The following is a 21,088-nucleotide window of genomic DNA, read 5'->3' on the forward strand; positions in this document are numbered from 1 at the left end:
GCCAGCAGGAAATCGGGACAAAAAAGACCATTTAAAAGACGGCGGTCTCTGGCGGAGGAGGTGGGATTCGAACCCACGGTAGACTTTCACCTACGTCGGTTTTCAAGACCGGTGCATTCAACCACTCTGCCACTCCTCCGACCAGAGGCCTGTTAGACACTCTGATGTGATTCGAAAAGCGGGTTCACGGTTTGGGGAAATCCGCCGTCTCGCGGCTTGAGACTCTTTCAAAACGCGTGGTCTGGCGTTATCTTCCCCGCAAAGCGCCAAGGGATGTGCCTGTGATACCTCATCCCGGCAGCGCAAAGAGCAGAAAACTGCCGCGAAGGCAGGCGCGACGTGAAATGCGTCGCGATGATGGGGGCGGACGAATGGTGGGACTGAGCAGGGTATTGGATATGCGGCGCAAATTGGCGCTGGTCTGTCTGGTGGGCGCGACACTGGCAGCTTGCGAGCAGACAGGTCTGCTCAATCGATCCGCCGCCCCGGCAGAGACGGACCGCCCCATGGCGATCAACGCCCCGGGCCAGCGCGTCTCGCAGGAACGCGATGTCGAGCGTCCCGATATCTTCGAAACCACCGACCGCGCGCTCTGGGACGGGCGGCCCTCGCTGGGCGGTGTCTGGGTCGCGCACCCCGATGTGCGGGACCCCGAGCGCGTGCTGATCCGCAATACCGCAAGCGGCGAAACGATCGTCGGGGCGCTGTTCCGGCGCGAAAGGCTGAACCCCGGCCCCGAAATTCAGATCTCGTCGGATGCGGCGGATGCGTTGGGCGCGCTTGCGGGCTCACCGGTCGAGCTTTACGTGGTTGCCCTGCGCCGCGAAGAGACGCAAGTTATTGTCCCCGCAGATGAAAATCCGGTTGTCGCCAGTCTCGAGGCGCCGGTGAACGTGGACGCAGCGCCGCTTGATCCGGCCCCTGCGGCAGAGGACGCCGGACCAGCGCCCGCCGAGACCGCCGCCGTGGTCGCTGCTGCACCGGCACTGGCTGTGGCGGCGGAAACAACCGATGAAGGGTCCCAGACGGCGACCGCTGCGGCAAATCTTGCCGCTGCCGCGACCGCCGCGATCGATGACACCGGGACGGTCGATGTCTCTGCCGTCTTCGAAACCCCCATCCCGCCTGCCGACGGGCCGCGCGCGCAGATCGGGGTCTACAGCAACGAAGGCAACGCCAATGCCGATGCGGCCCGCATTCAGGCGGCGGGGCTCGCAGCCGAGGTGCTGACCGAAACCATGGGCGGGCAGACGGTCTGGCGGCTGGTGGCGGGTCCATTGGTCAGCGATGCGGCCCTTGCAGCCTTGCAAGATATCGGTTTCGTCGATGCCTTCATCATCACAGAGACGACCGAATAACCCCAGACGGACGGAGCCTTTCATGTCCAAGACCTTCCTGCGCCGCCTGATTGCTGTTGTCAGTCTCTTGGGCATGCCCATGATGGCCACGGCCTTCGAGACGACAGCGACTGCGGCCTATGTCTATGACCAGTCCACCGGCACGGTGCTTTTGTCGAAGAATGCGCAAGAGCCTCTGCCGCCCGCCTCGATGTCCAAGCTGATGACGATCTACATGGCCTTCGAGGCCGTAACGAGCGGACGGCTGAACGTGGACGAGGAACTCTCCGTGTCCTCGCATGCTGCCAGCTTCGGCGGATCGTCGATGTTTCTCGACACCACCGACAGGGTGCGGGTCGAGGATCTCTTGCGCGGTGCCATCATCCAGTCGGGCAATGATGCCACTGTGGTGCTGGCCGAAGCGCTGTCTCCGGACGGCACCGAGGCGGGCTTTGCGCGGCTGATGACGGAACGTGCGGCGCAACTTGGCATGCGCAACTCGAATTTTGTCAACGCCAGCGGGTGGCCCGCCATCGGCCACCGCATGTCGATGGAGGATCTGGGGATCCTCACCGACCGTCTGATTTCGGATTTCCCGACCTTCTATCCGCTCTTTGCCGAGGAAGAATTCGCCTTCGACGGGCGCGTGCCGTCCAATACGCGCAACCGCAATCCGGTCCTTTCGATGGGGTTGGGCGCGGACGGGCTGAAGACCGGGCATACGCAGGAAGCGGGCTATGGTTTCGTCGGCTCGGCCAAACAGGGTGACCGCCGGATCATCTGGGTGATCACGGGGTTGGACAGCGCCGAGGCGCGCCGCGAGGAATCCATCCGCATCGTCAACTGGGCCTTCCGCCAGTTCGCCGAACAAGAGGTCGCCACGGCAGGCACCCAGATCGCGACCGCTGATGTCTGGATGGGGGCGGCCCCCTCTGTCGGGCTGACCGTGGCCGAGGATCTGACCCTGCTGGTCCCGGCACTTAATCAGGGCAATATCACCGCCGATGTGGTCTATACCGGCCCGATCGAGGCGCCGATCGCGGCGGGCCAGCACCTTGGGGAATTGGTCATCACCTTTGACGAATTGCCCGAGAAACGGATCCCCCTTGTCGCCGACGCGGATGTCGCGCGGGGCGGGTTCGGCACAAGGTTGCGCACCGCGGCACTTGTGCTTTGGCAGAAATTCGGACCAGTGCCCGGTGACGCCGCATCCGAGGGCGCATGAGCGAGCCGCGCTTCATCACCTTCGAAGGCATCGACGGTTCCGGAAAATCCACCCAAGCCCGCCGCTTTGCCAGCTATCTCGAAGGGCAGGGGCGCGAAGTCGTGCTGACCCGTGAACCCGGCGGCAGCAGCGGGGCCGAGGATATCCGCGCGCTTTTGCTGACAGGCGACCCCGGCCGCTGGTCCGCCGAGACGGAAATCCTGCTCTTTACCGCCGCGCGCCGCGACCATCTGGAAAAGACCATTCATCCCGCGCTGGCGGCGGGCAAGATCGTCGTCTCGGACCGTTTCGCCGACAGCACGCGGGTCTATCAGGGGGCCACGCGCGGCGACCTGCGCGCCATGGTCGACAGCCTGCATGCGCTGATGATCGGGCGCGAACCGGACCTGACCTTCATCATCGACATGGACCCCGAAACCGCCCTGACACGCGGTCTGGCCCGCAAGTCCGGCGAGGACCGGTTCGAGGATTTCGGCCTCGCGTTTCAGGAAACGCTGCGGCACGGGTTTCTCGCACTCGCCCGCGCGAACCCCGATCGCTGTGTCCTGATCGACGGCAATCGCACCGAGGACCAGATCGCCAGCGAAATCGCGGCGCATCTATGAGCGGCGACACCCCCCCCGAACCGGACCGCATCGCGGGCGCACCGCATCCGCGCGAAACGGCCGTGCTTTATGGGCAGGACAGGGCACAGGCGGATTTCGTCGATGCCTTTGCCTCGGGCCGTCTGCATTCGGGCTGGCTGATCACCGGCCCGCGCGGTGTGGGCAAGGCGACGCTGGCATGGAAAATCGCGACCTTTCTGCTGACCGATCCGCAGGTCGGATTGTTCGGCGATCCGACCCTCGCCGTCGACCCTGACCACCCCGAGGCGCGTCTGGTGCAATCGGGTGCGCATCCGCGCTTGTCCGTGATCCGCCGTCAGTTGGACGACAAAGGCGAGAAACTGCGGGCCGAGATCACCGTCGATGCGGTGCGCGGGCTCAAGAAGTTCTTTCACCTCTCGGCGACCGATGGCGGGCGCCGTGTGGTCATCGTCGATGCCGCGGACGAGCTGAACCGCAACGCCGCCAACGCGATCCTGAAAGAACTGGAAGAGCCGCCCGCCCGCACCACGCTTCTTCTGATCGCGCATCAGCCCTCGCGGCTTCTGCCCACGATCCGGTCGCGGTGCCGCGAACTGCGCTGCCAGCGGCTGGGTGCGGATGATCTGCAAAGGGCGCTGGCGCAGGCGGGGCATCACGTCGATCACGCCGAAAGCCTTGCGGCCCTCGCGGCGGGCTCGGCCGGTGATGCGATCCGGCTTTTGCAGCATGACGGCCTTGCGCTTTATGCCGAGATCGTCAGGACGTTCGAGGGGCTGCCGCGCCTCAACCGGCAGGCGGCGCTGAAACTGGCCGAGGCCTGCGTCGGCAGAGGGGCCGAGACGCGCTTTGGCATGACGCTGGACCTGATCGACCTGTTTCTGGCGCGCACCGCCCGGGCCGGGCTGATGGGCGCGCCTGCGACGCAAGGTGCCCCGGGCGAGGCGCGCCTTCTGTCCCGCCTTGCCCCCGATGACCGCGCGGCAAGGGCCTGGGCGCAGTTGCAACAGGACCTGACCGACCGCTCGCGCCACGGGCGGGCGGTGAACCTTGACCCCGCTTCGCTGATCCTTGATATGGTCTTCAAGATCGAAGAGACGGCGCAAGGTGTCGCCGCCGCCTGAAAGCCGCGTCATGCCCCAAGCGACCATCGTCGACAGCCATTGCCATCTCGATTTCCCCGATTTCGACGCCGAGCGTGATGATGTCGTGGCGCGCGCCCTTGCGGCGGGTGTCACACGCATGGTGACGATCTGCACGCGGCTGCGGCTGGAACCGCAGGTCCGCGCGATTGCCGAAAGCTATGATCCGGTCTTCTACGCCGCCGGCACCCACCCGATGAGTGCGGCCGAAGAACCGCTTGCCACCGTCGATGACCTGGTGGCCCTTGCCGCGCATCCCAAATTCGTCGGCATCGGGGAAAGCGGTCTGGATTATCATTACACCGCCGAAAGTGCCGCGATCCAGCAAACCTCGTTGCGGATCCACATCGCCGCCGCGCGCGAGACCGGACTGCCGCTGATCATCCATGCCCGTGACGCGGACGACGACATGGCGCGCATCCTGAACGAGGAATACAGGAACGGCGCCTACCCTTGCGTGATGCATTGCTTTTCCAGCGGGGCGGAACTGGCGAAAGTGGCGCTTGATCTGGGGTTCTACCTGTCGATGTCCGGCATCGCGGCCTTTCCCAAAAGTCAGGACCTGCGCGACATCTTCGCCGCCGCCCCCGTGGACCGCATCCTTCTGGAAACCGACAGCCCCTATCTTGCGCCGCCACCCCATCGCGGCAGGCGCAATGAACCCGCCTATACCGCCCATACCGCAAAGGTCGGGGCCGAGGTCCATGGCATGACCTATGAAGACTTCGCCAGACAGACCACCGCCAATTTCGACCGCCTGTTCTGGAAGGCCGCGGCATGAGTGATACGCTCTCTTTTCGTATCCTCGGCTGCGGCTCGTCCGGAGGGGTTCCGCGATTGGGTGGCGCATGGGGCGCCTGTGATCCCGCGAACCCGCGCAATGCGCGCAAGCGGTGCTCGTTGCTGGTGACGCGCGAGAACGCCAGAGGCAAGACGCAGGTTCTGATCGACACTTCACCCGACATGCGCCAGCAACTGCTGGATGCGGGGGTCGGGACGCTGGACGGTGTCGTCTATACGCATAGCCACGCCGATCATGTGCATGGCATCGATGATCTGCGGATGATCGTCTACAACATGCGCGACCGGCTTCAGGTCTGGGCGGACGGGGACACCACCAACGACCTTCTGGGCCGCTTCGGCTATGCCTTCGTGCAGCCGAAAGGATCGTCCTATCCGCCGATCCTCGATCTCAATCCGATCGACGGGGTATTCAGTATTGAAGGGCAGGGGGGCGAGATCACCTTTCAGCCATTCAAGGTTGAACATGGGCGGATCGAGGCGCTGGGCTTTCGCATCGGGGGCGTGGCCTATCTGCCCGACGTCTCGACCATCCCCGATCAGGTCTGGCCACAGCTTGAAAACCTCGACACATGGATCGTCGATGCGCTGCGCCGCGAGCCGCATCCCACCCATGCCCATCTGGCGCAAACGCTGGACTGGATCGCCCGCGCCGCGCCGCGCCGCGCGGTGCTGACGAACATGCATATCGACCTTGATTACGCGACCGTCGCGGCCGAGACGCCGGACAACGTCGAACCCGCCTATGACGGGTTGACGATCACCCTGGCCCTGCCCTGATGGCAGCCCTGATCGACGTCATCCTTCCGGTCTTTCTGGTGATCGGCTTTGGTTATGTCGCTGTCTGGCGGGGGTATTTCAGCGATGCGGGTGTCGACGGGTTGATGAAGTTCACCCAGAACTTCGCCATTCCCTGTCTGCTGTTCCGCGCCATTTCGACCCTCGATCTGGGGCAGAACTTCGATCTGGCGCTGCTGTTCAGCTTCTACACAGGCGCACTGGCGGGTTTTGCGGCAGGGTTCTTTGGCGCGCGCTATATCTTCGGACGCGACTGGGAGGATAGCGTCGCCATCGGCTTTTGCTGTCTTTTTTCCAACTCGGTCTTGCTGGGCCTGCCGATCACCGAGCGGGCCTATGGCGCAGGCGCACTTGAAGCCAACTATGCCATTATCGCGATCCATTCCCCCTTTTGCTACGCGGTCGGCATCACCGCCATGGAGATCGCCCGCAACCGTGGCAGCCGGATCGCGGCACTGCCGGGCAAAGTGCTTGGCGCGATGTTCCATAACGCCCTGATCCTCGGGGTTGCACTGGGGTTCGTCGTCAACCTCGGGGGGATCCCGCTGCCCGGGGCCTTTACCGACGCGCTGGACCTGATGATCCGTGCCGCACTTCCGGCGGCCCTGTTCGGACTGGGCGGTGTGCTCAACCGCTATCGCCCCGAGGGGGATTTGCGCACCATCGCCTTTGTCGTTGCGGTCTCGCTGATCCTGCATCCGGCGATTGTCTGGGGCATGGCGCGCTGGACCGACCTGTCGGATGCGGCCTTGCGCTCGGCGCTGCTGACGTCGGCGATGGCGCCGGGGATCAATACCTATCTCTTCGCCAATATGTATGGCAAGGCGCGTCGGGTCGCGGCATCGGCCGTATTGATCGGAACGGGGGCCTCGATCCTGACGGTCTGGCTCTGGCTGGCGGTGCTGCCCTAGGCCGCAACGCAACCTTGGGAAAAGCATCAGGATCGGCACGGGCGGCCCTTGGCGGCCCTTGCGGGGCCTCTATATCAAGACTAGTGTTGAAAATGAGAACTATTCGCATTTGCATTCTTTGCCGGTGCGGAAACGTCGACTTTACCCAAGAAAGAGGGAAGAAAGGATACCCCACATGACACCGTCGCGCCTGATCATCGGAACGCTTTGTGGTGCACTTCTGGCATTGCCCGCCGCCGCACAGGATCAGTTCAAGGCCGTCACGACCTTTACCGTCATCGCCGATATGGCCCGGAACGTCGCCGGAGACGCGGCCATCGTCGAAAGCATCACGCGCCCCGGGGCGGAAATCCACGGCTACCAGCCGACACCGCGCGATATCATCCGCGCGCAGGATGCGGACCTGATCCTGTGGAACGGGCTGAACCTCGAATTGTGGTTCGAACAGTTCTTCGCCAACCTCGATGGTATCCCCAGCGCGACCCTGACGGATGGGATCGCGCCGCTGGACATCTCGGGCGGGGCCTATGAAGGCAAGCCGAACCCCCATGCCTGGATGAGCCTTGAGAACGCGCTGATCTATGTCGACAACATCCGCGATGCCTTCATCGCCCATGACCCCGCGAATGCCGAAACCTATGCGGCGAACGCCGAAAGCTACAAGGCCGAGATTACGGCCGCCATCGCCCCCTTGCGCGAACGCATCCGCGCCGTCCCGGAAGAGCAACGCTGGCTGACCTCCTGCGAGGGGGCCTTTAGCTATCTGGCGCGTGATTTCGGGATGAGGGAACTTTATCTCTGGCCGATGAACTCGGACGCGCAAGGAACCCCCCAGCAGGTGCGCCGCGTGATCGACACGGTGCGCGAGAACGATATTCCGGCGGTTTTCTGCGAAAGCACCGTCAATCAGGCCCCGGCCCAGCAGGTGGCCCGCGAAACTGGCGCGCGCTATGGCGGCGTTCTCTATGTGGACAGCCTGACCGAGGCGGATGGCCCCGTGCCGACCTATCTTGATCTTTTGCGCGTAACCACCGAAACCTTGGTCGAAGGTTTGACCGAATGACATCCCACCCCGGCATCATCGCGCAGCATGTGACCGTGACCTATCGCAATGGTCTGACGGCTTTGCATGACGCCAGTTTCGAAATCCCCACCGGCACGATCACCGCGCTGGTGGGGGTGAACGGTGCCGGGAAATCGACGCTCTTCAAGGCGATCATGGGCTTCGTGCCCGCCGCGCGGGGCGAGATCTCGGTCCTGGGGATGCCGGTGAAAGAGGCGTTGCGCCGCAACATCGTGGCCTATGTCCCGCAATCCGAAGAGGTCGACTGGTCCTTTCCGGTGCTGGTCGAGGACGTGGTGATGATGGGCCGCTACGGGCATATGGGGTTCTTCCGTCGCCCCAAACCCGCCGACCACGCCGCCGTCACGCAGGCGCTGGCGCGGGTCAACATGGCCGACGTCCGCTATCGCCAGATCGGCGAGCTCTCGGGCGGGCAGCGCAAGCGCGTGTTTCTGGCGCGCGCCCTGGCGCAAGAGGGCAGGGTCATCTTGCTGGATGAACCCTTCACCGGCGTCGATGTGCAGACCGAGGATGCGATTGTCGCACTTCTGCGCGACCTGCGGGACGAGGGCCGCGTGATCCTTGTCTCGACCCACAATCTGGGGTCCGTGCCCGAGTTCTGCGACAGGACCATTCTGGTGAAGGGGACGGTCCTGGCCTACGGGCTGACCGCGGATACCTTCACCCACGACAACCTCGAACGCGCCTTCGGCGGTGTGCTGCGGCATTTCGTGCTGGGCGGCGACGACCTGCATGATGATGACGACAGCCGGTCCATTCGGGTCATCACCGATGACGAGCGGCCATTCGTGGTCTACGGCCAGGAAAAGCCCGCCGAGGAAAAGGCCGACTGATGGACCTGCTGCTCGAACCGTTCAGTTACGGCTACATGTTCAACGCGATGTGGGTCAGCGCGCTGGTGGGGGCGATCTGTGCGTTCCTTTCGGCCTATCTGATGCTGAAGGGCTGGTCGCTGATCGGCGACGCGCTGAGCCATTCCATCGTGCCGGGGGTGGCGGGGGCCTATATCCTGGGGTTGCCCTTCGCGCTGGGGGCTTTCGCTGCCGGTGGTCTGGCGGCAGGGGCGATGCTGTTTCTCAACCAGCGGTCGGGCTTGAAAGAGGATACGATCATCGGGCTGATCTTCACCTCGTTTTTCGGGTTGGGGCTTTTCATGGTGTCGCTCTCGCCCGCTTCGGTCAGTGTCGAGACGATCACCATGGGCAATATCCTTGCGATCACGCCTGCGGACACCTTGCAACTGGCGATCATCGGCTTTGTGACGCTGGCGGTGCTGCTGGCGAAGTGGAAAGACCTGATGGTCGCCTTCTTCGATGAAAACCACGCGCGGTCCATCGGCTTGCGGCCCGATGTGCTGCGGGTGGTCTTCTTCACGCTGCTGGCGGCCTCTTGCGTCGCGGCCTTGCAGACGGTGGGGGCCTTTCTTGTCATCGCGATGGTCGTGACACCGGGGGCGACGGCCTACCTGCTGACCGACCGCTTTCCGCGCCTGCTGGTGCTGAGCGTCGGCATCGGGGCGGGGACCAGCTTTGTCGGCGCATACCTCAGCTACTTCATCGACGGGGCGACGGGCGGGATCATCGTGTCGCTGCAAACGCTGATCTTTCTTGCAGCCTTTGTCTTTGCGCCCAAGCACGGCTATCTCGCCGCCCGCCGCCGCGCGGCACAGGTGTTGCAGCCATGATCGACACGCTGCTCTTTCCCTTCCAGTTCGCCTTCATGAACAACGCCTTCCTGATGATGACCATCATCGCGGTGCCGACCAGCCTGCTGTCGTGTTTTCTGGTGCTGAAAGGCTGGTCGCTGATGGGCGACGCGATCAGCCATGCGGTACTGCCGGGGATCGTGCTGGCCTATATCCTTGGCATCCCGCTACTGATCGGGGCCTTCGTGGCGGGCATGGTCTGCGCGCTGGCGACGGGGTTTCTGGCGGGCAACAGCCGCGTCAAGCAGGACACCGTGATGGGCGTGGTCTTTTCGGGGATGTTCGGCTTTGGCCTTGTGCTGCACAGCAAGATCCCGACCGAGATGGACCTGCACCATATCCTGTTCGGCAACATGCTTGGGGTTGGGCGGCAGGATCTGCTGACGGCCGGCGTGATCGCGGGGACTGTCGCCCTGATCATCATCGCCAAACGGCGCGAGTTCATGCTGCATACCTTCGATCCGGTGCAGGCGCAGGCGGTGGGGCTGCGGGTGGGCTGGCTGCATTACGGGTTGCTGGCGATGATCTCGCTGACCATCGTGGCGACGCTCTCGGCGGTGGGGATCATCCTTGCCATCGGCCTGCTGATCGCGCCGGGGGCGATTGCCTTTCTGGTGACCAAGCGGCTGATGCTGATGCTGCCGATCGCGGTCGGCGTCACGGGTTTTGCAGGCATCGCGGGCGTCTATGCCAGTTTCTTTCTCGACAGCGCCCCGGCACCGACGGTGATTCTGGTCCTGACGGCCATCTTCATCGTGGCCTTCATACGCGCGAACCTGACGCAGCGGCAGGCCCGGGCCTGATTTTTCCGCGACAACCTCTGGCATCCTGATCCTAAATCGTTATTGTTTGCGCTAACAAGCAGGGAGGCTGTCATGAAAACCATCAAAGGACCGGGTCTGTTTCTGGCGCAATTCGCGGGCGATGCAGCACCCTTCGACACATGGGACGGCATCACGAGGTGGGCCGCCGACTGCGGTTATGCCGGTGTGCAGGTGCCAAGCTGGGACGCGCGCTTTTTCGATCTGGCGAAAGCCGCCGAAAGCAAGACCTACTGCGACGACTTCAAAGGACAGGCCGAGGCGAACGGCGTCACCGTCACCGAACTCTCCACCCACCTGCAAGGCCAGCTGGTCGCCGTGAACCCCGCCTATGACACGGCCTTCGACGCCTTCGCCGCCCCGCAGGTGCAGGGGAACCCCGCCGCGCGGCAGGCATGGGCGGTCGATCAGGTGACGATGGCGCTGACCGCCTCGAAAAACCTTGGGCTGACGGAAATGGCGACCTTTTCGGGCGCGCTGGCCTGGCCCTACGTCTACCCCTGGCCGCAGCGCCCCGCCGGACTGGTCGAGATGGCCTTCGACGAACTCGCCGCGCGCTGGCGTCCGATCCTCGATCATGCCGAGGATTGCGGCGTCGATCTCTGCTATGAGATCCACCCCGGCGAGGATCTGCACGATGGTGTGACCTTCGAGATGTTCCTGGACCGTCTGGGCGGGCACGCGCGGTGCAACATGCTTTACGATCCGTCGCACTACGTGTTGCAATGCCTCGACTACATCGACCACATCGACATCTACAAGGACCGCATCAAGATGTTCCATGTGAAGGACGCCGAGTTCAATCCGACGGGGCGGCAGGGGGTCTATGGCGGCTACCAGTCATGGGTGGACCGCGCAGGACGTTTCCGCAGTCTTGGCGACGGGCAGGTCGATTTCGCGGCGATCTTTTCCAAGATGGCGGCCAATGATTTCGGCGGCTGGGCCGTGGTCGAATGGGAGTGCGCCCTGAAGCACCCCGAGGACGGCGCCCGCGAAGGCGCGCAATTTGTGAAAGACCACATCATCCGCGTGACCGAACGGGCCTTCGACGACTTTGCGGGCGGTGCGGTGGATGAAGACACCAACCGCCGGATGCTGGGCATCTAGGACGTATCTTCAGCAAGATGATAAGGGAGACAGCACGATGAGACCGATCCGACTGGGCATGGTGGGTGGCGGCAATGACGCCTTTATCGGGGGCGTCCATCGGATCGCCGCGCGCATTGACGGGCGGTTCCAGCTTGTCGCAGGCGCGCTGTCATCGACGCCGGAAAAGGCGCAGGCCTCGGGTGCGGCGCTGGGCCTCGATCCGGCGCGGACCTATGACGACTTCAAGGCCATGGCGATCCGCGAGGCGCGGTTGAAAGACGGGATCGAGGCGGTGGCGATCGTCACCCCCAACCATGTCCACTACGCCGCTGCGCGCGAATTCCTCAAGCGCGGCATCCATGTCATCTGCGACAAGCCGCTGACCTCGACGATGGCGGACGCAAGGAAACTGGTGAAGGCGGCCGAGGACAGCGACGCGCTTTTCGTGCTGACCCACAACTACACCGGCTATCCGCTGATGCGGCAGGCGCGCCAGATGGTGGCCGAGGGGCGTTTGGGCAAGATCCGCGTGGTGCAGGTGGAATATGCGCAGGATTGGCTGAGCCGTGCGGACGACAGCAAGCAGGCCGCGTGGCGCACCGATCCGGAACGATCCGGCCTTGGCGGATCGACGGGCGATATCGGCACCCATGCCTTCAACCTCGCCAGTTTCGTGACGGGGCTGGAGCTGGAAAGCCTGTCCGCCGATCTGCAGGCCTTCGTCGGCGGGCGCGCGCTTGATGACAACGCCCATGTGATGCTGCGCTTTGCCGGTGGCGCGCGCGGGATGCTGTGGTGTTCACAGGTCGCCCCCGGCAACGAGAACGGCCTGCGCCTGCGCATCTATGGCGAAAAGGCGGGGCTGGAATGGGCGCAGGAAAACCCCAACCAGTTGTGGTTCACCGAACTGGGGCAACCCAAGCAGCTTTTGACCCGTGGCGGGGCGGGGGCGACCAGCGATGCCGCCCGCGTGACGCGCATCCCCGGCGGCCATCCCGAGGGCTATCTGGAAGCCTTCGCCACCATCTATCGCGAGGCCGCAGATGCCATCGCAGCGCACCGCGAAGGGCGCAAGGTGGCGGATGATGTCCTGTTCCCGACCGTGCAGGACGGGTTGAAGGGCATGCAATTCGTCGCGGCCTGCGTCCGCTCGTCCCAGCGGGACGGGGCTTGGGTGACCTTGGCCTAGCGGCCCAGACGGCGGGCGATCATTTCGGACAACTCTACCAGTGCCGCCGATTGTGCGGCGCTGATGCTGCCCAGTGACTGGTCGGGCATCGGGACGCTGATGTCGAACCTGTCGGATCTGTTGCGATAGCTGATCCGGTCGCCGCCGACAAAGAACTGCCCTGCCAGCCGGAACGACCCGTCAGCCCCCGCCAGCATGTCCGACACGCGCACGTCGATCGTGACATCGGGCAATTCCACGAAGGGCCAAGGCTCGGGCCCCACATCGATATTCAGGATGTCCGAAAGGCTGCGCGTCAGAAACAGGGTCACGCCGCGCTCGGGCATATCGGCCCACAGCACATCGTTGTTCGTGGCAATCAGCCCGCCGGGCAATTCGCGCGCCACTTCCTCGGCGGCGGCATAGGAGGGCAGCGAGACCGTGCGCACCTGTGCCGACCCGACAAGCGGCCGCAATTCCAGCGTCGAGGTCTGGGGCGGCAGTTGCAGCCGTTCCAGCGGACCGGCGCAGGCGGCAAGCACGGCGATCAGGGCGAGGGGCAGGGCAGACTTCATCTTAGCGTCCTGTGATTAGCGAATTGGGATTGCGCTGGATCTGGCGCGCAAGGGCGGTGACGGCATCGGCGGCACTCTGGATGTCGCGGATCAGTTGCATGGTTTCGGCCCCGAAGCGCGAGCGCTGGCTGTAGCTGTCCACGACTTCCTCTGACAGCAGCACCAGCCGGTTCGCGCGCGCGGTCAGTTCGGGAAGACCGGCAACGGCATCCTGCAAGGCGACAGCGGCCTCGTTGGTGGCGGCAAGCGTGCCGTTCAGGTTCTCGACCGCGCCGCCCGTGCGAAGCTCGGCGATCAGGCCGCGCAATTCGTCCAGCGAGGCATTCAGCGAGGCGGGCAGGGCAACTGCATCCTCTGTCCCGATCAGCCCCTCGATGGCATCCAGCGTGTCGCTGGCGGATGTCACCAGCCGTTCCAGTTCAAGTTCCGAGGCGCGCCGGGTCAGGGTTTCGATGTCTTCGGTGATCTGCGGCAGGTTGCGCGTGGCGACCTCGATGTTGCTTGCGACCTGCGTGATCGATGTCAGCGTGGCGTCAAGATTGGCGACCAGTTCGATCTCGTTGGCATCGTTGATCAGCAGGTTGAGGTCATTGATCACCGTCCGCAGATCCGTCGGGATCGCTTGCATGTCTTCGGATCCCACCAGCCCGCGGGCCTCGTTGATCAGGGCCGCGATAGAGGCCGGTGTGGCGCGGGTCGCCTCGTCGTTCACGAGGCTTTCGATGCTGCCCATCAGGCTGATCGCGCTTTCCAGCAGTTGTTCGACCGGCAGGGCATTGATGCGGGCCAGCACGCCCTCGGCGGTGGCGGCCACGTCAGAGATCTGGGATTCGGTCGAGGGGATGACCGGAAACTCGCCCGATGTCAGGTTGATGATCGCGGGCAGCGCGTCCTCGACCTGCACAAGTTCGATGTTCAGCGTGCCGGCCAGAATGTTCCCCGTCACCATCCGTGCCCGCAGGCCCTGCGTCACCAGATCGGACAGAAGGCCCAGTGCGGCCTCGGCGCTGACTTCGCCCTCAAGCCCCAGCCGCGCCGGTTCGATGGCCAGCACGACCTGCAAACGCACCTGCGCGCGCTCGCCCTCGCCGACAACGATTGCATTGAGGTCACTGACCTCGCCGATGCGGATGCCCTGCAGGCGGACTTCGGCACCTGTGGTCAGGCCGCTGACGGATTCCGCAAAGAGCACGGCGACCTCCAGCACTTCGGCATCGGGATCGGTGAAAAGGCTTTCGCGGGCCGATTGCCGGTCGCGGTAGATCTGAAAACGGTGTCCGTCCGCAATCGGCGCGCCGCCAGAGACGATCGAATCGAAGGCGACGCCGCCTTCGACCAGCGAGGCAAGCGAACTGACGTTCAGTGACACTCCCGACGCGCCGAACGAGACGCTGAACCCCGAGGTGTCCCAAAAGCGCGTGGTTGTCGTCAGGCGGCGGTCAAAGGGGCTTTCGATGAAGGCGGTGACGATCACGCCGCGGCCATCGGGGGACAATTCGGGTTGCTGCAGAAAGCCGACCTCGATCCCCTTGTGCAGGATCGGTGCACCGGCGGCGATGCTGCCGCCATCATCCGCCCGCAGGATGACCGAGGTGCCGCGCTGGTTGGCCCGTGTCAGGTTGCGGGTTTCAAGGCCCCGGAACTGATACTGCTGGACATCGGCTTCGGTGTCCCAGTTGCCTTCGATGTAGACGCCTGACAGCACCGTTTCCAGCCCGGTGATCCCGCGCACCGAGACATCGGGGCGCACCACCCAGAATTGCGCGTCATCGTCCAGAAAGGGCGCAATGTTGTTGTCGATCCGGGCGTAGACCAGAACATCCGTCAGCCCTTCGGAGAATTCGACCCGCTCGACCTGGCCGACGTCGACATCGCGATACTTGATCTTGGTCTCGCCCTCGACGATGCCCGATGCGTTCTCGAAGCTGATGGTGATCAGCGTGCCGCGGTCGGCATAGCTTTGCCATGCCGCCCAGAGCGAAACGGCCAATGCAACAAACGGCACGATCCAGACAAACGACAGCCGCCCCGCCCCGCGCGATCTCGCAGGCCGGATGTCCAAGGGTGCCGGTCCGTTCGGCTGTGTGTCAGTCATCGTGTCGTCTTTCTGCGTCCCAGATCAGGCGCGGATCAAAGGCCTGCGCGGCCAGCATCGTAAAGATCACTGACAGCGCAAAGCTGAGCGCCGCAATCCCAGGGTTGATCGTCGCGATTGTCTGCAGTTGCACGAGCGCCGAAAGGATCGCAACCACAAAGACGTCGATCATCGACCAGCGCCCGATGAACTCGACCACTTCATAGGCACGGTGCCGCCCGTGTTGGCTGGCTTGGGATTTGCGCTGCACGGTGATGGCGAGATAAGCGATGGCGATGAACTTGCCCACGGGAATCATGACCGAGGCGATGAAGACAATCGCCGCCACCCCCAAAGAGCCGTATTCCACCAGCTCGACCACGCCGCCGAGTATCGTGCTTTCGGACCGCTCGATCAGGGTCGAGGTCAGAAGCATCGGATAAACGTTGGCCGGAATATAGGCGATCATGCCGGCAATCAGCCAGGCCCAGACCTTTTGCAGGCTTTGCAGATCACGACTTTGCAAAGTGCTGCCGCAGCGTTTGCAAAGTTGCGTCTCCGCCGCGTGCACCTGACCGCATTGGCGGCAGGCGACCAGCCCCGCCTGCAAGGCGGTGGTCAGCTTGACGCCTTGTCCAGCGTTTCCCAAATCGAATACCTGCTGATAAGATTGTCTTTCAGAACCGTGATCACCACGACCCCCGCGAAGGCCCAGAAGGCGGGGCCGATCGTCACGGTGGCCAGACCCGCGACCTTGATCAGCGCGACGGTGACCCCGACGATGAAGATTTCGGCCATGCTCCACGGGCGCAGCCTTTCGGCCAGACGGAAGGCCTGCCGCGCCAGCGGTCCGGGCCGTGCGTTGCGCATCAGCGGGCCCAGCGCGTAGATCAGCGCCGAAAGCCGCATCAGCGGGATCACGATGATGAAGAAGGCAACGGCGACCGCCAGCGGAAAGGCATAGCCGGCGCGAAACGCGAGCACCGCGTCGATGACCGAGGTCGCATTGCGGAACCCGCCCGCGTCCAGCGACAGAAACGGAAAGCTGACGGCGGCGATCATCAGGATGAAGGCGGTCGATGCCAGCGCCAGAATACGCGCAATCGCATCCGGCTGCGACCGCATCAGCAGCACACCGCATCTTTGACAATGGGCGCTTGCGTTGTCAGGAAGGTCCTGTGCGCGATGCAGCGTATCGCATTGCGGGCAGGCGATCAGGTCATCGAGGTTCAGGCTGTCTGCTCTCATCGTGGTGTCTGCTCTGCCGATACTGGCGCGCGGGGCTTGTGCTGCATTTTGCGCAAGCTTATCGCTTCAGGGCGACATATGCTATGCTTACCCGTCATTCGACGTCATCACAAAAGTGCCACCATGACCGATCTTCTCTTTCCGCCCCGCCCGACACCTGTCCTGCCCGTCATCGGTGCGGCGGGCTTTCCTGTGGGCCGCATTTTCTGCGTCGGCCGCAACTATGCCGATCACGCCAGGGAAATGGGGCATGAGGTCGACCGCGAGGCGCCGTTCTATTTCACCAAATCCGCCCCATCGGTGCTGCAGTCGGGGCAGGACATGCCCTATCCGCCACGCACCAGTGACCTGCATCACGAGATGGAACTGGTGGTGGCACTCGATCAGGGCGGCAAGGACATCCCGCAGCAACAGGCCATGGCGCATGTCTTCGGCTATGGCTGCGGGCTGGATATGACGCGCCGCGACTTACAGGCCGCTGCCAAGGACAAGCGCCGCCCGTGGGACACGGGCAAGGATTTCGACAATGCCGCGATCCTTGGGCCCTTGACGCCGAAGGCGGGGGATCATTCCATTGACGATCTGGTCATCAGGCTCGACGTCAACGGCGAGACCCGCCAGCAAGCGACCTTGGGGGATATGGTCTGGTCCATCCCCGAGCTGATCGCCGATCTGTCGACCCTCTATACCCTGCATCCGGGCGACCTGATCATGACCGGCACGCCCGCCGGCGTCGGGCCCGTCATGCCGGGTGACGCATTACGCGGCACAATCGGCGATTTTGCCCCTGTCGAGACCCGCATCGTCTGATTATGTTTGCGCAACGCAACACCTCGGACGGAGTATCCGCCATGACCATGACCCGCCGCATCCTGCTTGGCCTTGCCGCCGGCGCGATCTGCGCCACTGCCGCCACCGCGCAAGAGGTGACCTTGCGCCTGCATCAGTTCCTGCCCGCGCAATCCACCGTGCCTGCGCAAATTCTGGACGTCTGGGCCGACAGGGTCGAGGCCGACAGCAATGGCCGCATCAGGATCGAGCGTTACCCCTCGATGCAGCTCGGCGGCACGCCGCCGCAGCTGATCGATCAGGTCATCGACGGTGTCGCGGACATCGTCTGGACCGTGGCGGGCTATACCCCCGGCCGCTTCCCGCAGCTTGAGGTTTTCGAGCTGCCCTTCATCTCGCCCGATGCCGAGGCGACCAGCCGCGCCTATTGGCAATTGGCCGAAGCGCGTATGATGGACAGCGATTTCGCCGATTTCAAACCCTTGGGCCTTTGGGTGCATGGCCCCGGGGTGATCCATGCCAACCGCCCCATTGTCGAGGTCTCGGACCTGCGCGGGTTGAAACTGCGCGCGCCGTCGCGGACGACGACGACGCTTTTCACAAACCTCGGGGCGACTTCCGTCGGGATGCCGGTGCCTGCGGTGCCTGAATCCCTGTCGCGCGGGGTGATCGAAAGCGCCGTGATCCCGTGGGAGGTCATGCCATCCCTGAAGGTCGAGGAACTGGTCAGCAACCATACCGAATTCACCGGCAATGCGCTTTATACGCTGGCCTTCATCTTTGCGATGAACACCGACAGCTATGCCGCCCTGCCGGATGATCTGAAGGCGGTGATCGACGCGAACTCGGGTCTGGAATTCTCGGCCTTTGCAGGGCGCACCCAGCAGGCGGCGGATGGACCGGCGCGGGCCTTGGCCGAAGCGCGCGGCAACACGATCATCACGCTCGATGCCGAACAGACCGCCGCCTGGGCCGCAGCCGCAGCGCCCACGATCGACGCATGGATCGCCGAAGCCGACGCCGCGGGGATCGACGGCACCGGCCTTTATCGCGATGCTGTCGCATTGATCGCCGCCAACAACGGGGCTAACTGACCCCGATCAAGGCGGGGGTGGGGACGTGCTGCACAAACTGATCGAAAGGCTGGCGCGGGGGATGGCCCTGTTGGGCGGGCTTGTGCTTTGCCTTTTGGTGCTGATGGTCTGTGCCAGCGTCACGGGCCGCGAACTGGCAGCTGCAGCCTATGGCGGCCGGCTTGGCGGGGTTGGCGACTGGCTGATCGGGCTTGGTGTCGGGCCGATCTTCGGGGATTTCGAGCTGGTCGAGGCGGGCATGGCCTTCACCATCTTCGCCTTCCTGCCGCTGACCCAGCTTTCGGGCGCCCATGCGCGTGTGGATGTCTTCACCAGCGCGATGGGGCCGCGCGTGACCCGCGCGCTGGACACTCTCTGGAGCCTTCTCATGGCCGCGACCATCCTGCTGATCACGTGGCGACTTTCGGCGGGGATGCAGGACAAGCTGCGCTATGGCGAGACGACGTTCCTGATCCAGTTTCCGGTCTGGTGGGCCTATGCGGCCAGCCTTGTGGCGGCTGTCGCTGCCAGTCTCGTCAGTCTCTATTGCGCGGCCATGCGCCTGACCGGACAGCGCACGACATGAGCGATCTGGCCCTTGGATACCTGTCCTTTCCGGTCCTGCTGGCGCTGATCTTCCTGCGGGCGCCCATCGGCCTTGCGATGCTGCTCTGCGGGATCGGGGGGCTGTGGCTGGCGACGGATGGCACCACGGTCTTCATGGCAAGGCTGAAATCCGAGGTCTATTCGACCTTCGGCAACTACAGCCTGTCGATCATCCCGATGTTCTTGCTGATGGGGCAGTTCGCGACCCATTCGGGAATGTCGCGGGCGTTGTTCAAGGCGGCCGAGGCATGGCTGGGCCATCGCAAGGGCGGAATGGCGATGGCGGCGGTGGGGGCCTGCGCGGGGTTCGGGGCGATCTGCGGGTCGTCCTTGGCGACCGCCGCCACGATGGGCCGCGTGGCCCTGCCGGAGTTGCGCAAACATGGCTATTCCGGCGGGTTCTCGACGGCGACACTGGCGGCGGGCGGCACCCTTGGCATCCTGATCCCGCCCTCGGTCATCCTTGTGATCTACGCGATCCTGACCGAACAGAACATCGCCAAGCTTTTCGCCGCCGCGATCATTCCCGGTCTTCTGGCGGCCCTTGGCTATATGCTGACGATTGCCCTCTATGTGCGGCTTTACCCCGATCAGGCGGGCACGAAAGAGCGGATGCCCTATGCGGACCGCTTCAGGGCGCTGGGTGCGGTCTGGCCTGTGCTGCTGGTCTTCGGGCTGGTGGTCGGCGGCATCTACAACGGCTGGTTCACGCCGACCGAAGGGGCCGCCGTGGGCGCGCTGGGCACCGGGCTGATCGCGCTGTTGTCGGGCAGATTGAACCGGCGCGTGCTGCAAGACAGCATTTCCGAGACCGCGACCGGCACCGGCATGATCTTTTTCATCGTGCTGGGGGCGGCCTTCTACAACGGCTTTCTGGCCCTGACGCAGGTGCCGCAGGACCTGTCGGGCTGGGTCACGGCGCAAGGCTTCTCGCCCTGGATGGTCATGGCACTGATCCTTGTCGTCTACCTGATCCTCGGCTGCCTGATGGACAGCCTGTCGATGATCCTGCTGACGGTGCCGATCTTCTGGCCGGTGATTTCAGGCCTCGACTTCGGCATGACGACCGAGGAACTGGCGATCTGGTTCGGCATCATGGTGCTGATCGTGGTCGAGGTCGGGCTGATCACGCCGCCTGTGGGGATGAACCTGTTCATCATCGCTGGCATGGACCGCGCGACACCGATCACGGCCACCTACAGATCGGTGCTGTTCTTTGTCGGCTCCGACGTGCTGCGCGTGATCATCCTGTTTCTGTTTCCGGTGATCACGCTGGTGCTGATCTAGCTGCGCGGGGCAGGCTGGCCGTTCAGCGTCAGATCACAGGGCAGGCTGGCCTCCATCACGCGCTTGGCGTTCGGAATATCGTTGCCTTCGGCGCGGCGGGTGGCGACAGCCGAGGAATAGTTGAGCGACAGCCAGCGCTGGATCAGGCGCGCGCGCAGTTCCGGCAGGGCCACGTCCAAGCGCACCGAAAGATCCCAAAGCTTTGCAAGCTGGCGCCAGGGGTCTTCATCGAACATCAGGTAATTGCCCTCGACGATCACGACCCGGACCGAAGGCGGCACCGCCACGGCCCCCGCAATCGCGATATCGCGCGAGCGGTCGAAGAGCGGGGCGAAGACCTCGTCCCCGGTCTTGAGGGCGGCGACCATGCGCAGGAAGCCATGCGCATCGAAGGTTTCGGGCGCGCCTTTGCGGGGGCGCAACCCGCGCGCCTCAAGGACCGCATTGTCGAGATGGAAGCCGTCCATCGCCACGACGGCGGACTTGCGCCCCTGCGCGTTCAGCCGCCGCGCCAGTTCGGCGGCGAGGGTGGATTTTCCGCTGGCGGGCGCACCGGCGATGCCGATCAGATACCTGTCGGCATCCTGTGCCAGCACGCGCTCGGCCAAGGTGTTGACGTGGTTCGTCAGGGTGTTCACGAAACTGCCTCTTTTTGGGGCTTTGCCCTTTTGTGCGGCAAGATTAGCCGGAAGTGGACCCTCTGGCGACAGTTTTTCCGTGCAGGCAATGGCAAACCGCCCTGCACTTGCCTAAGCTATAGGCAAAACGAAG

General features: G+C 64.1%; 22 protein-coding genes and 1 tRNA gene. 17 read left to right on the forward strand and 6 right to left on the reverse strand.

The features are described from left to right. Positions 1-49 precede the first annotated feature (49 nt). Positions 50-139: transfer RNA gene (locus V7N12_RS07355), tRNA-Ser, on the reverse strand. A 259-nt stretch (positions 140-398) separates the two neighbouring features. Between V7N12_RS07355 and V7N12_RS07360 the strand changes: the two genes are divergently transcribed. The 13 genes from V7N12_RS07360 to V7N12_RS07420 all read left to right on the forward strand — a co-directional run bounded on the left by V7N12_RS07360 (position 399) and on the right by V7N12_RS07420 (position 12,686). Next, positions 399-1,358 (forward strand): SPOR domain-containing protein, encoded by a 960-nt coding sequence (locus V7N12_RS07360; RefSeq protein ID WP_333713740.1) that lies wholly within the window; start codon positions 399-401, stop codon positions 1,356-1,358. Positions 1,359-1,380: 22 nt separating this feature from the next. Then, complete coding sequence (locus V7N12_RS07365; protein ID WP_443089943.1) at positions 1,381-2,562, forward strand: D-alanyl-D-alanine carboxypeptidase family protein; 1,182 nt, start codon at positions 1,381-1,383, stop codon at positions 2,560-2,562. Next, on the forward strand, positions 2,559-3,167 hold the full coding sequence (gene tmk / locus V7N12_RS07370; protein WP_333713742.1) for a dTMP kinase: 609 nt from the start codon (positions 2,559-2,561) through the stop codon (positions 3,165-3,167). The genes V7N12_RS07365 and tmk overlap by 4 nt, the downstream gene beginning before the upstream one ends. Then, positions 3,164-4,270, forward strand: a complete 1,107-nt coding sequence (locus V7N12_RS07375; protein WP_333713743.1) for a DNA polymerase III subunit delta' — start codon at positions 3,164-3,166, stop codon at positions 4,268-4,270. Before tmk ends, V7N12_RS07375 begins: the two co-directional genes overlap by 4 nt. 10 nt (positions 4,271-4,280) lie before the next feature. Continuing rightward, a complete protein-coding gene (locus V7N12_RS07380) occupies positions 4,281-5,069 on the forward strand; it encodes a TatD family hydrolase (RefSeq protein ID WP_333713745.1) in 789 nt (262 codons plus the stop codon). After that, complete coding sequence (locus V7N12_RS07385) at positions 5,066-5,869, forward strand: MBL fold metallo-hydrolase (protein WP_333713747.1); 804 nt, start codon at positions 5,066-5,068, stop codon at positions 5,867-5,869. The genes V7N12_RS07380 and V7N12_RS07385 overlap by 4 nt, the downstream gene beginning before the upstream one ends. Beyond that, positions 5,869-6,798: an AEC family transporter gene (locus V7N12_RS07390; RefSeq protein ID WP_333713749.1), complete on the forward strand. Its 930-nt coding sequence runs from the start codon at positions 5,869-5,871 to the stop codon at positions 6,796-6,798. Before V7N12_RS07385 ends, V7N12_RS07390 begins: the two co-directional genes overlap by 1 nt. A 175-nt stretch (positions 6,799-6,973) precedes the next feature. Next, positions 6,974-7,861 carry a metal ABC transporter substrate-binding protein gene (locus V7N12_RS07395; RefSeq protein WP_333713751.1) on the forward strand — a complete coding sequence of 296 codons (888 nt, stop codon included), beginning with the start codon at positions 6,974-6,976 and terminating at the stop codon, positions 7,859-7,861. After that, positions 7,858-8,715 carry a manganese/iron ABC transporter ATP-binding protein gene (locus V7N12_RS07400; protein ID WP_333713752.1) on the forward strand — a complete coding sequence of 286 codons (858 nt, stop codon included), beginning with the start codon at positions 7,858-7,860 and terminating at the stop codon, positions 8,713-8,715. The genes V7N12_RS07395 and V7N12_RS07400 overlap by 4 nt, the downstream gene beginning before the upstream one ends. Then, the gene (locus V7N12_RS07405; protein WP_333713754.1) at positions 8,715-9,566 is read left to right on the forward strand and encodes a metal ABC transporter permease; all 852 of its coding nucleotides are present in this window, start codon (positions 8,715-8,717) and stop codon (positions 9,564-9,566) included. Before V7N12_RS07400 ends, V7N12_RS07405 begins: the two co-directional genes overlap by 1 nt. Next, positions 9,563-10,390, forward strand: coding sequence for a metal ABC transporter permease (locus V7N12_RS07410; protein WP_333713755.1), 828 nt, complete (start codon positions 9,563-9,565; stop codon positions 10,388-10,390). The genes V7N12_RS07405 and V7N12_RS07410 overlap by 4 nt, the downstream gene beginning before the upstream one ends. 72 nt (positions 10,391-10,462) lie before the next feature. Further along, a complete protein-coding gene (locus tag V7N12_RS07415; protein ID WP_333713757.1) occupies positions 10,463-11,515 on the forward strand; it encodes a sugar phosphate isomerase/epimerase family protein in 1,053 nt (350 codons plus the stop codon). A gap of 37 nt (positions 11,516-11,552) precedes the next feature. Further along, a complete protein-coding gene (locus V7N12_RS07420; RefSeq protein ID WP_333713759.1) occupies positions 11,553-12,686 on the forward strand; it encodes a Gfo/Idh/MocA family protein in 1,134 nt (377 codons plus the stop codon). On the opposite strand, the gene V7N12_RS07425 is transcribed toward V7N12_RS07420, so the two are convergent. The 4 genes from V7N12_RS07425 to V7N12_RS07440 are packed head-to-tail and all read right to left on the reverse strand — an operon-like array spanning position 12,683 to position 16,562. Next, the gene (locus tag V7N12_RS07425; RefSeq protein ID WP_333713761.1) at positions 12,683-13,240 is read right to left on the reverse strand and encodes a PqiC family protein; all 558 of its coding nucleotides are present in this window, start codon (positions 13,238-13,240) and stop codon (positions 12,683-12,685) included. The genes V7N12_RS07420 and V7N12_RS07425 overlap by 4 nt on opposite strands. A gap of 1 nt (position 13,241) precedes the next feature. Then, positions 13,242-15,335, reverse strand: coding sequence for an MlaD family protein (locus V7N12_RS07430; RefSeq protein ID WP_333713763.1), 2,094 nt, complete (start codon positions 15,333-15,335; stop codon positions 13,242-13,244). Beyond that, on the reverse strand, positions 15,328-15,963 hold the full coding sequence (locus V7N12_RS07435) for a paraquat-inducible protein A (RefSeq protein WP_333713765.1): 636 nt from the start codon (positions 15,961-15,963) through the stop codon (positions 15,328-15,330). The genes V7N12_RS07430 and V7N12_RS07435 overlap by 8 nt, the downstream gene beginning before the upstream one ends. Beyond that, positions 15,933-16,562, reverse strand: a complete 630-nt coding sequence (locus V7N12_RS07440; protein ID WP_333713766.1) for a paraquat-inducible protein A — start codon at positions 16,560-16,562, stop codon at positions 15,933-15,935. Before V7N12_RS07440 ends, V7N12_RS07435 begins: the two co-directional genes overlap by 31 nt. A 123-nt stretch (positions 16,563-16,685) precedes the next feature. On the opposite strand from V7N12_RS07440, the gene V7N12_RS07445 reads away from it, so the two are divergent. From V7N12_RS07445 to V7N12_RS07460, 4 genes are read left to right on the forward strand one after another with little or no spacing between them, the layout of a single operon-like run. Next, positions 16,686-17,372, forward strand: a complete 687-nt coding sequence (locus V7N12_RS07445; RefSeq protein WP_333713768.1) for a fumarylacetoacetate hydrolase family protein — start codon at positions 16,686-16,688, stop codon at positions 17,370-17,372. Positions 17,373-17,413: 41 nt separating this feature from the next. Continuing rightward, positions 17,414-18,445 (forward strand): TRAP transporter substrate-binding protein, encoded by a 1,032-nt coding sequence (locus tag V7N12_RS07450; RefSeq protein ID WP_333713769.1) that lies wholly within the window; start codon positions 17,414-17,416, stop codon positions 18,443-18,445. Positions 18,446-18,470: 25 nt separating this feature from the next. Continuing rightward, the gene (locus tag V7N12_RS07455; protein ID WP_333713770.1) at positions 18,471-19,010 is read left to right on the forward strand and encodes a TRAP transporter small permease; all 540 of its coding nucleotides are present in this window, start codon (positions 18,471-18,473) and stop codon (positions 19,008-19,010) included. Next, positions 19,007-20,317 carry a TRAP transporter large permease gene (locus V7N12_RS07460; protein WP_333713771.1) on the forward strand — a complete coding sequence of 437 codons (1,311 nt, stop codon included), beginning with the start codon at positions 19,007-19,009 and terminating at the stop codon, positions 20,315-20,317. Before V7N12_RS07455 ends, V7N12_RS07460 begins: the two co-directional genes overlap by 4 nt. On the opposite strand, the gene V7N12_RS07465 is transcribed toward V7N12_RS07460, so the two are convergent. Next, entirely contained in the window at positions 20,314-20,955 is a 642-nt protein-coding gene (locus V7N12_RS07465; RefSeq protein WP_333713772.1) for a nucleoside/nucleotide kinase family protein, read from the reverse strand. The genes V7N12_RS07460 and V7N12_RS07465 overlap by 4 nt on opposite strands. Positions 20,956-21,088: the final 133 nt, after the last annotated feature.

This window comes from Yoonia sp. (assembly GCF_036770585.1).
Lineage (GTDB): Bacteria > Pseudomonadota > Alphaproteobacteria > Rhodobacterales > Rhodobacteraceae > Yoonia.

What these genes read in the sequence shown, in the direction of transcription:
- V7N12_RS07400 (WP_333713752.1), top strand. Translation starts at nt 7,858, where the DNA reads ATGACATCCCACCCCGGCATCATCGCGCAGCATGTGACCGTGACCTAT.
- V7N12_RS07365 (WP_443089943.1), top strand. Translation starts at nt 1,381, where the DNA reads ATGTCCAAGACCTTCCTGCGCCGCCTGATTGCTGTTGTCAGTCTCTTG.
- V7N12_RS07395 (WP_333713751.1), top strand. Translation starts at nt 6,974, where the DNA reads ATGACACCGTCGCGCCTGATCATCGGAACGCTTTGTGGTGCACTTCTG.
- V7N12_RS07380 (WP_333713745.1), top strand. Translation starts at nt 4,281, where the DNA reads ATGCCCCAAGCGACCATCGTCGACAGCCATTGCCATCTCGATTTCCCC.
- V7N12_RS07360 (WP_333713740.1), top strand. Translation starts at nt 399, where the DNA reads ATGCGGCGCAAATTGGCGCTGGTCTGTCTGGTGGGCGCGACACTGGCA.
- V7N12_RS07430 (WP_333713763.1), bottom strand. Translation starts at nt 15,335, where the DNA reads ATGACTGACACACAGCCGAACGGACCGGCACCCTTGGACATCCGGCCT.
- V7N12_RS07405 (WP_333713754.1), top strand. Translation starts at nt 8,715, where the DNA reads ATGGACCTGCTGCTCGAACCGTTCAGTTACGGCTACATGTTCAACGCG.
- V7N12_RS07450 (WP_333713769.1), top strand. Translation starts at nt 17,414, where the DNA reads ATGACCATGACCCGCCGCATCCTGCTTGGCCTTGCCGCCGGCGCGATC.
- V7N12_RS07375 (WP_333713743.1), top strand. Translation starts at nt 3,164, where the DNA reads ATGAGCGGCGACACCCCCCCCGAACCGGACCGCATCGCGGGCGCACCG.
- V7N12_RS07390 (WP_333713749.1), top strand. Translation starts at nt 5,869, where the DNA reads ATGGCAGCCCTGATCGACGTCATCCTTCCGGTCTTTCTGGTGATCGGC.
- V7N12_RS07445 (WP_333713768.1), top strand. Translation starts at nt 16,686, where the DNA reads ATGACCGATCTTCTCTTTCCGCCCCGCCCGACACCTGTCCTGCCCGTC.
- V7N12_RS07460 (WP_333713771.1), top strand. Translation starts at nt 19,007, where the DNA reads ATGAGCGATCTGGCCCTTGGATACCTGTCCTTTCCGGTCCTGCTGGCG.
- V7N12_RS07385 (WP_333713747.1), top strand. Translation starts at nt 5,066, where the DNA reads ATGAGTGATACGCTCTCTTTTCGTATCCTCGGCTGCGGCTCGTCCGGA.
- tmk (WP_333713742.1), top strand. Translation starts at nt 2,559, where the DNA reads ATGAGCGAGCCGCGCTTCATCACCTTCGAAGGCATCGACGGTTCCGGA.
- V7N12_RS07415 (WP_333713757.1), top strand. Translation starts at nt 10,463, where the DNA reads ATGAAAACCATCAAAGGACCGGGTCTGTTTCTGGCGCAATTCGCGGGC.
- V7N12_RS07420 (WP_333713759.1), top strand. Translation starts at nt 11,553, where the DNA reads ATGAGACCGATCCGACTGGGCATGGTGGGTGGCGGCAATGACGCCTTT.
- V7N12_RS07410 (WP_333713755.1), top strand. Translation starts at nt 9,563, where the DNA reads ATGATCGACACGCTGCTCTTTCCCTTCCAGTTCGCCTTCATGAACAAC.
- V7N12_RS07425 (WP_333713761.1), bottom strand. Translation starts at nt 13,240, where the DNA reads ATGAAGTCTGCCCTGCCCCTCGCCCTGATCGCCGTGCTTGCCGCCTGC.
- V7N12_RS07440 (WP_333713766.1), bottom strand. Translation starts at nt 16,562, where the DNA reads ATGAGAGCAGACAGCCTGAACCTCGATGACCTGATCGCCTGCCCGCAA.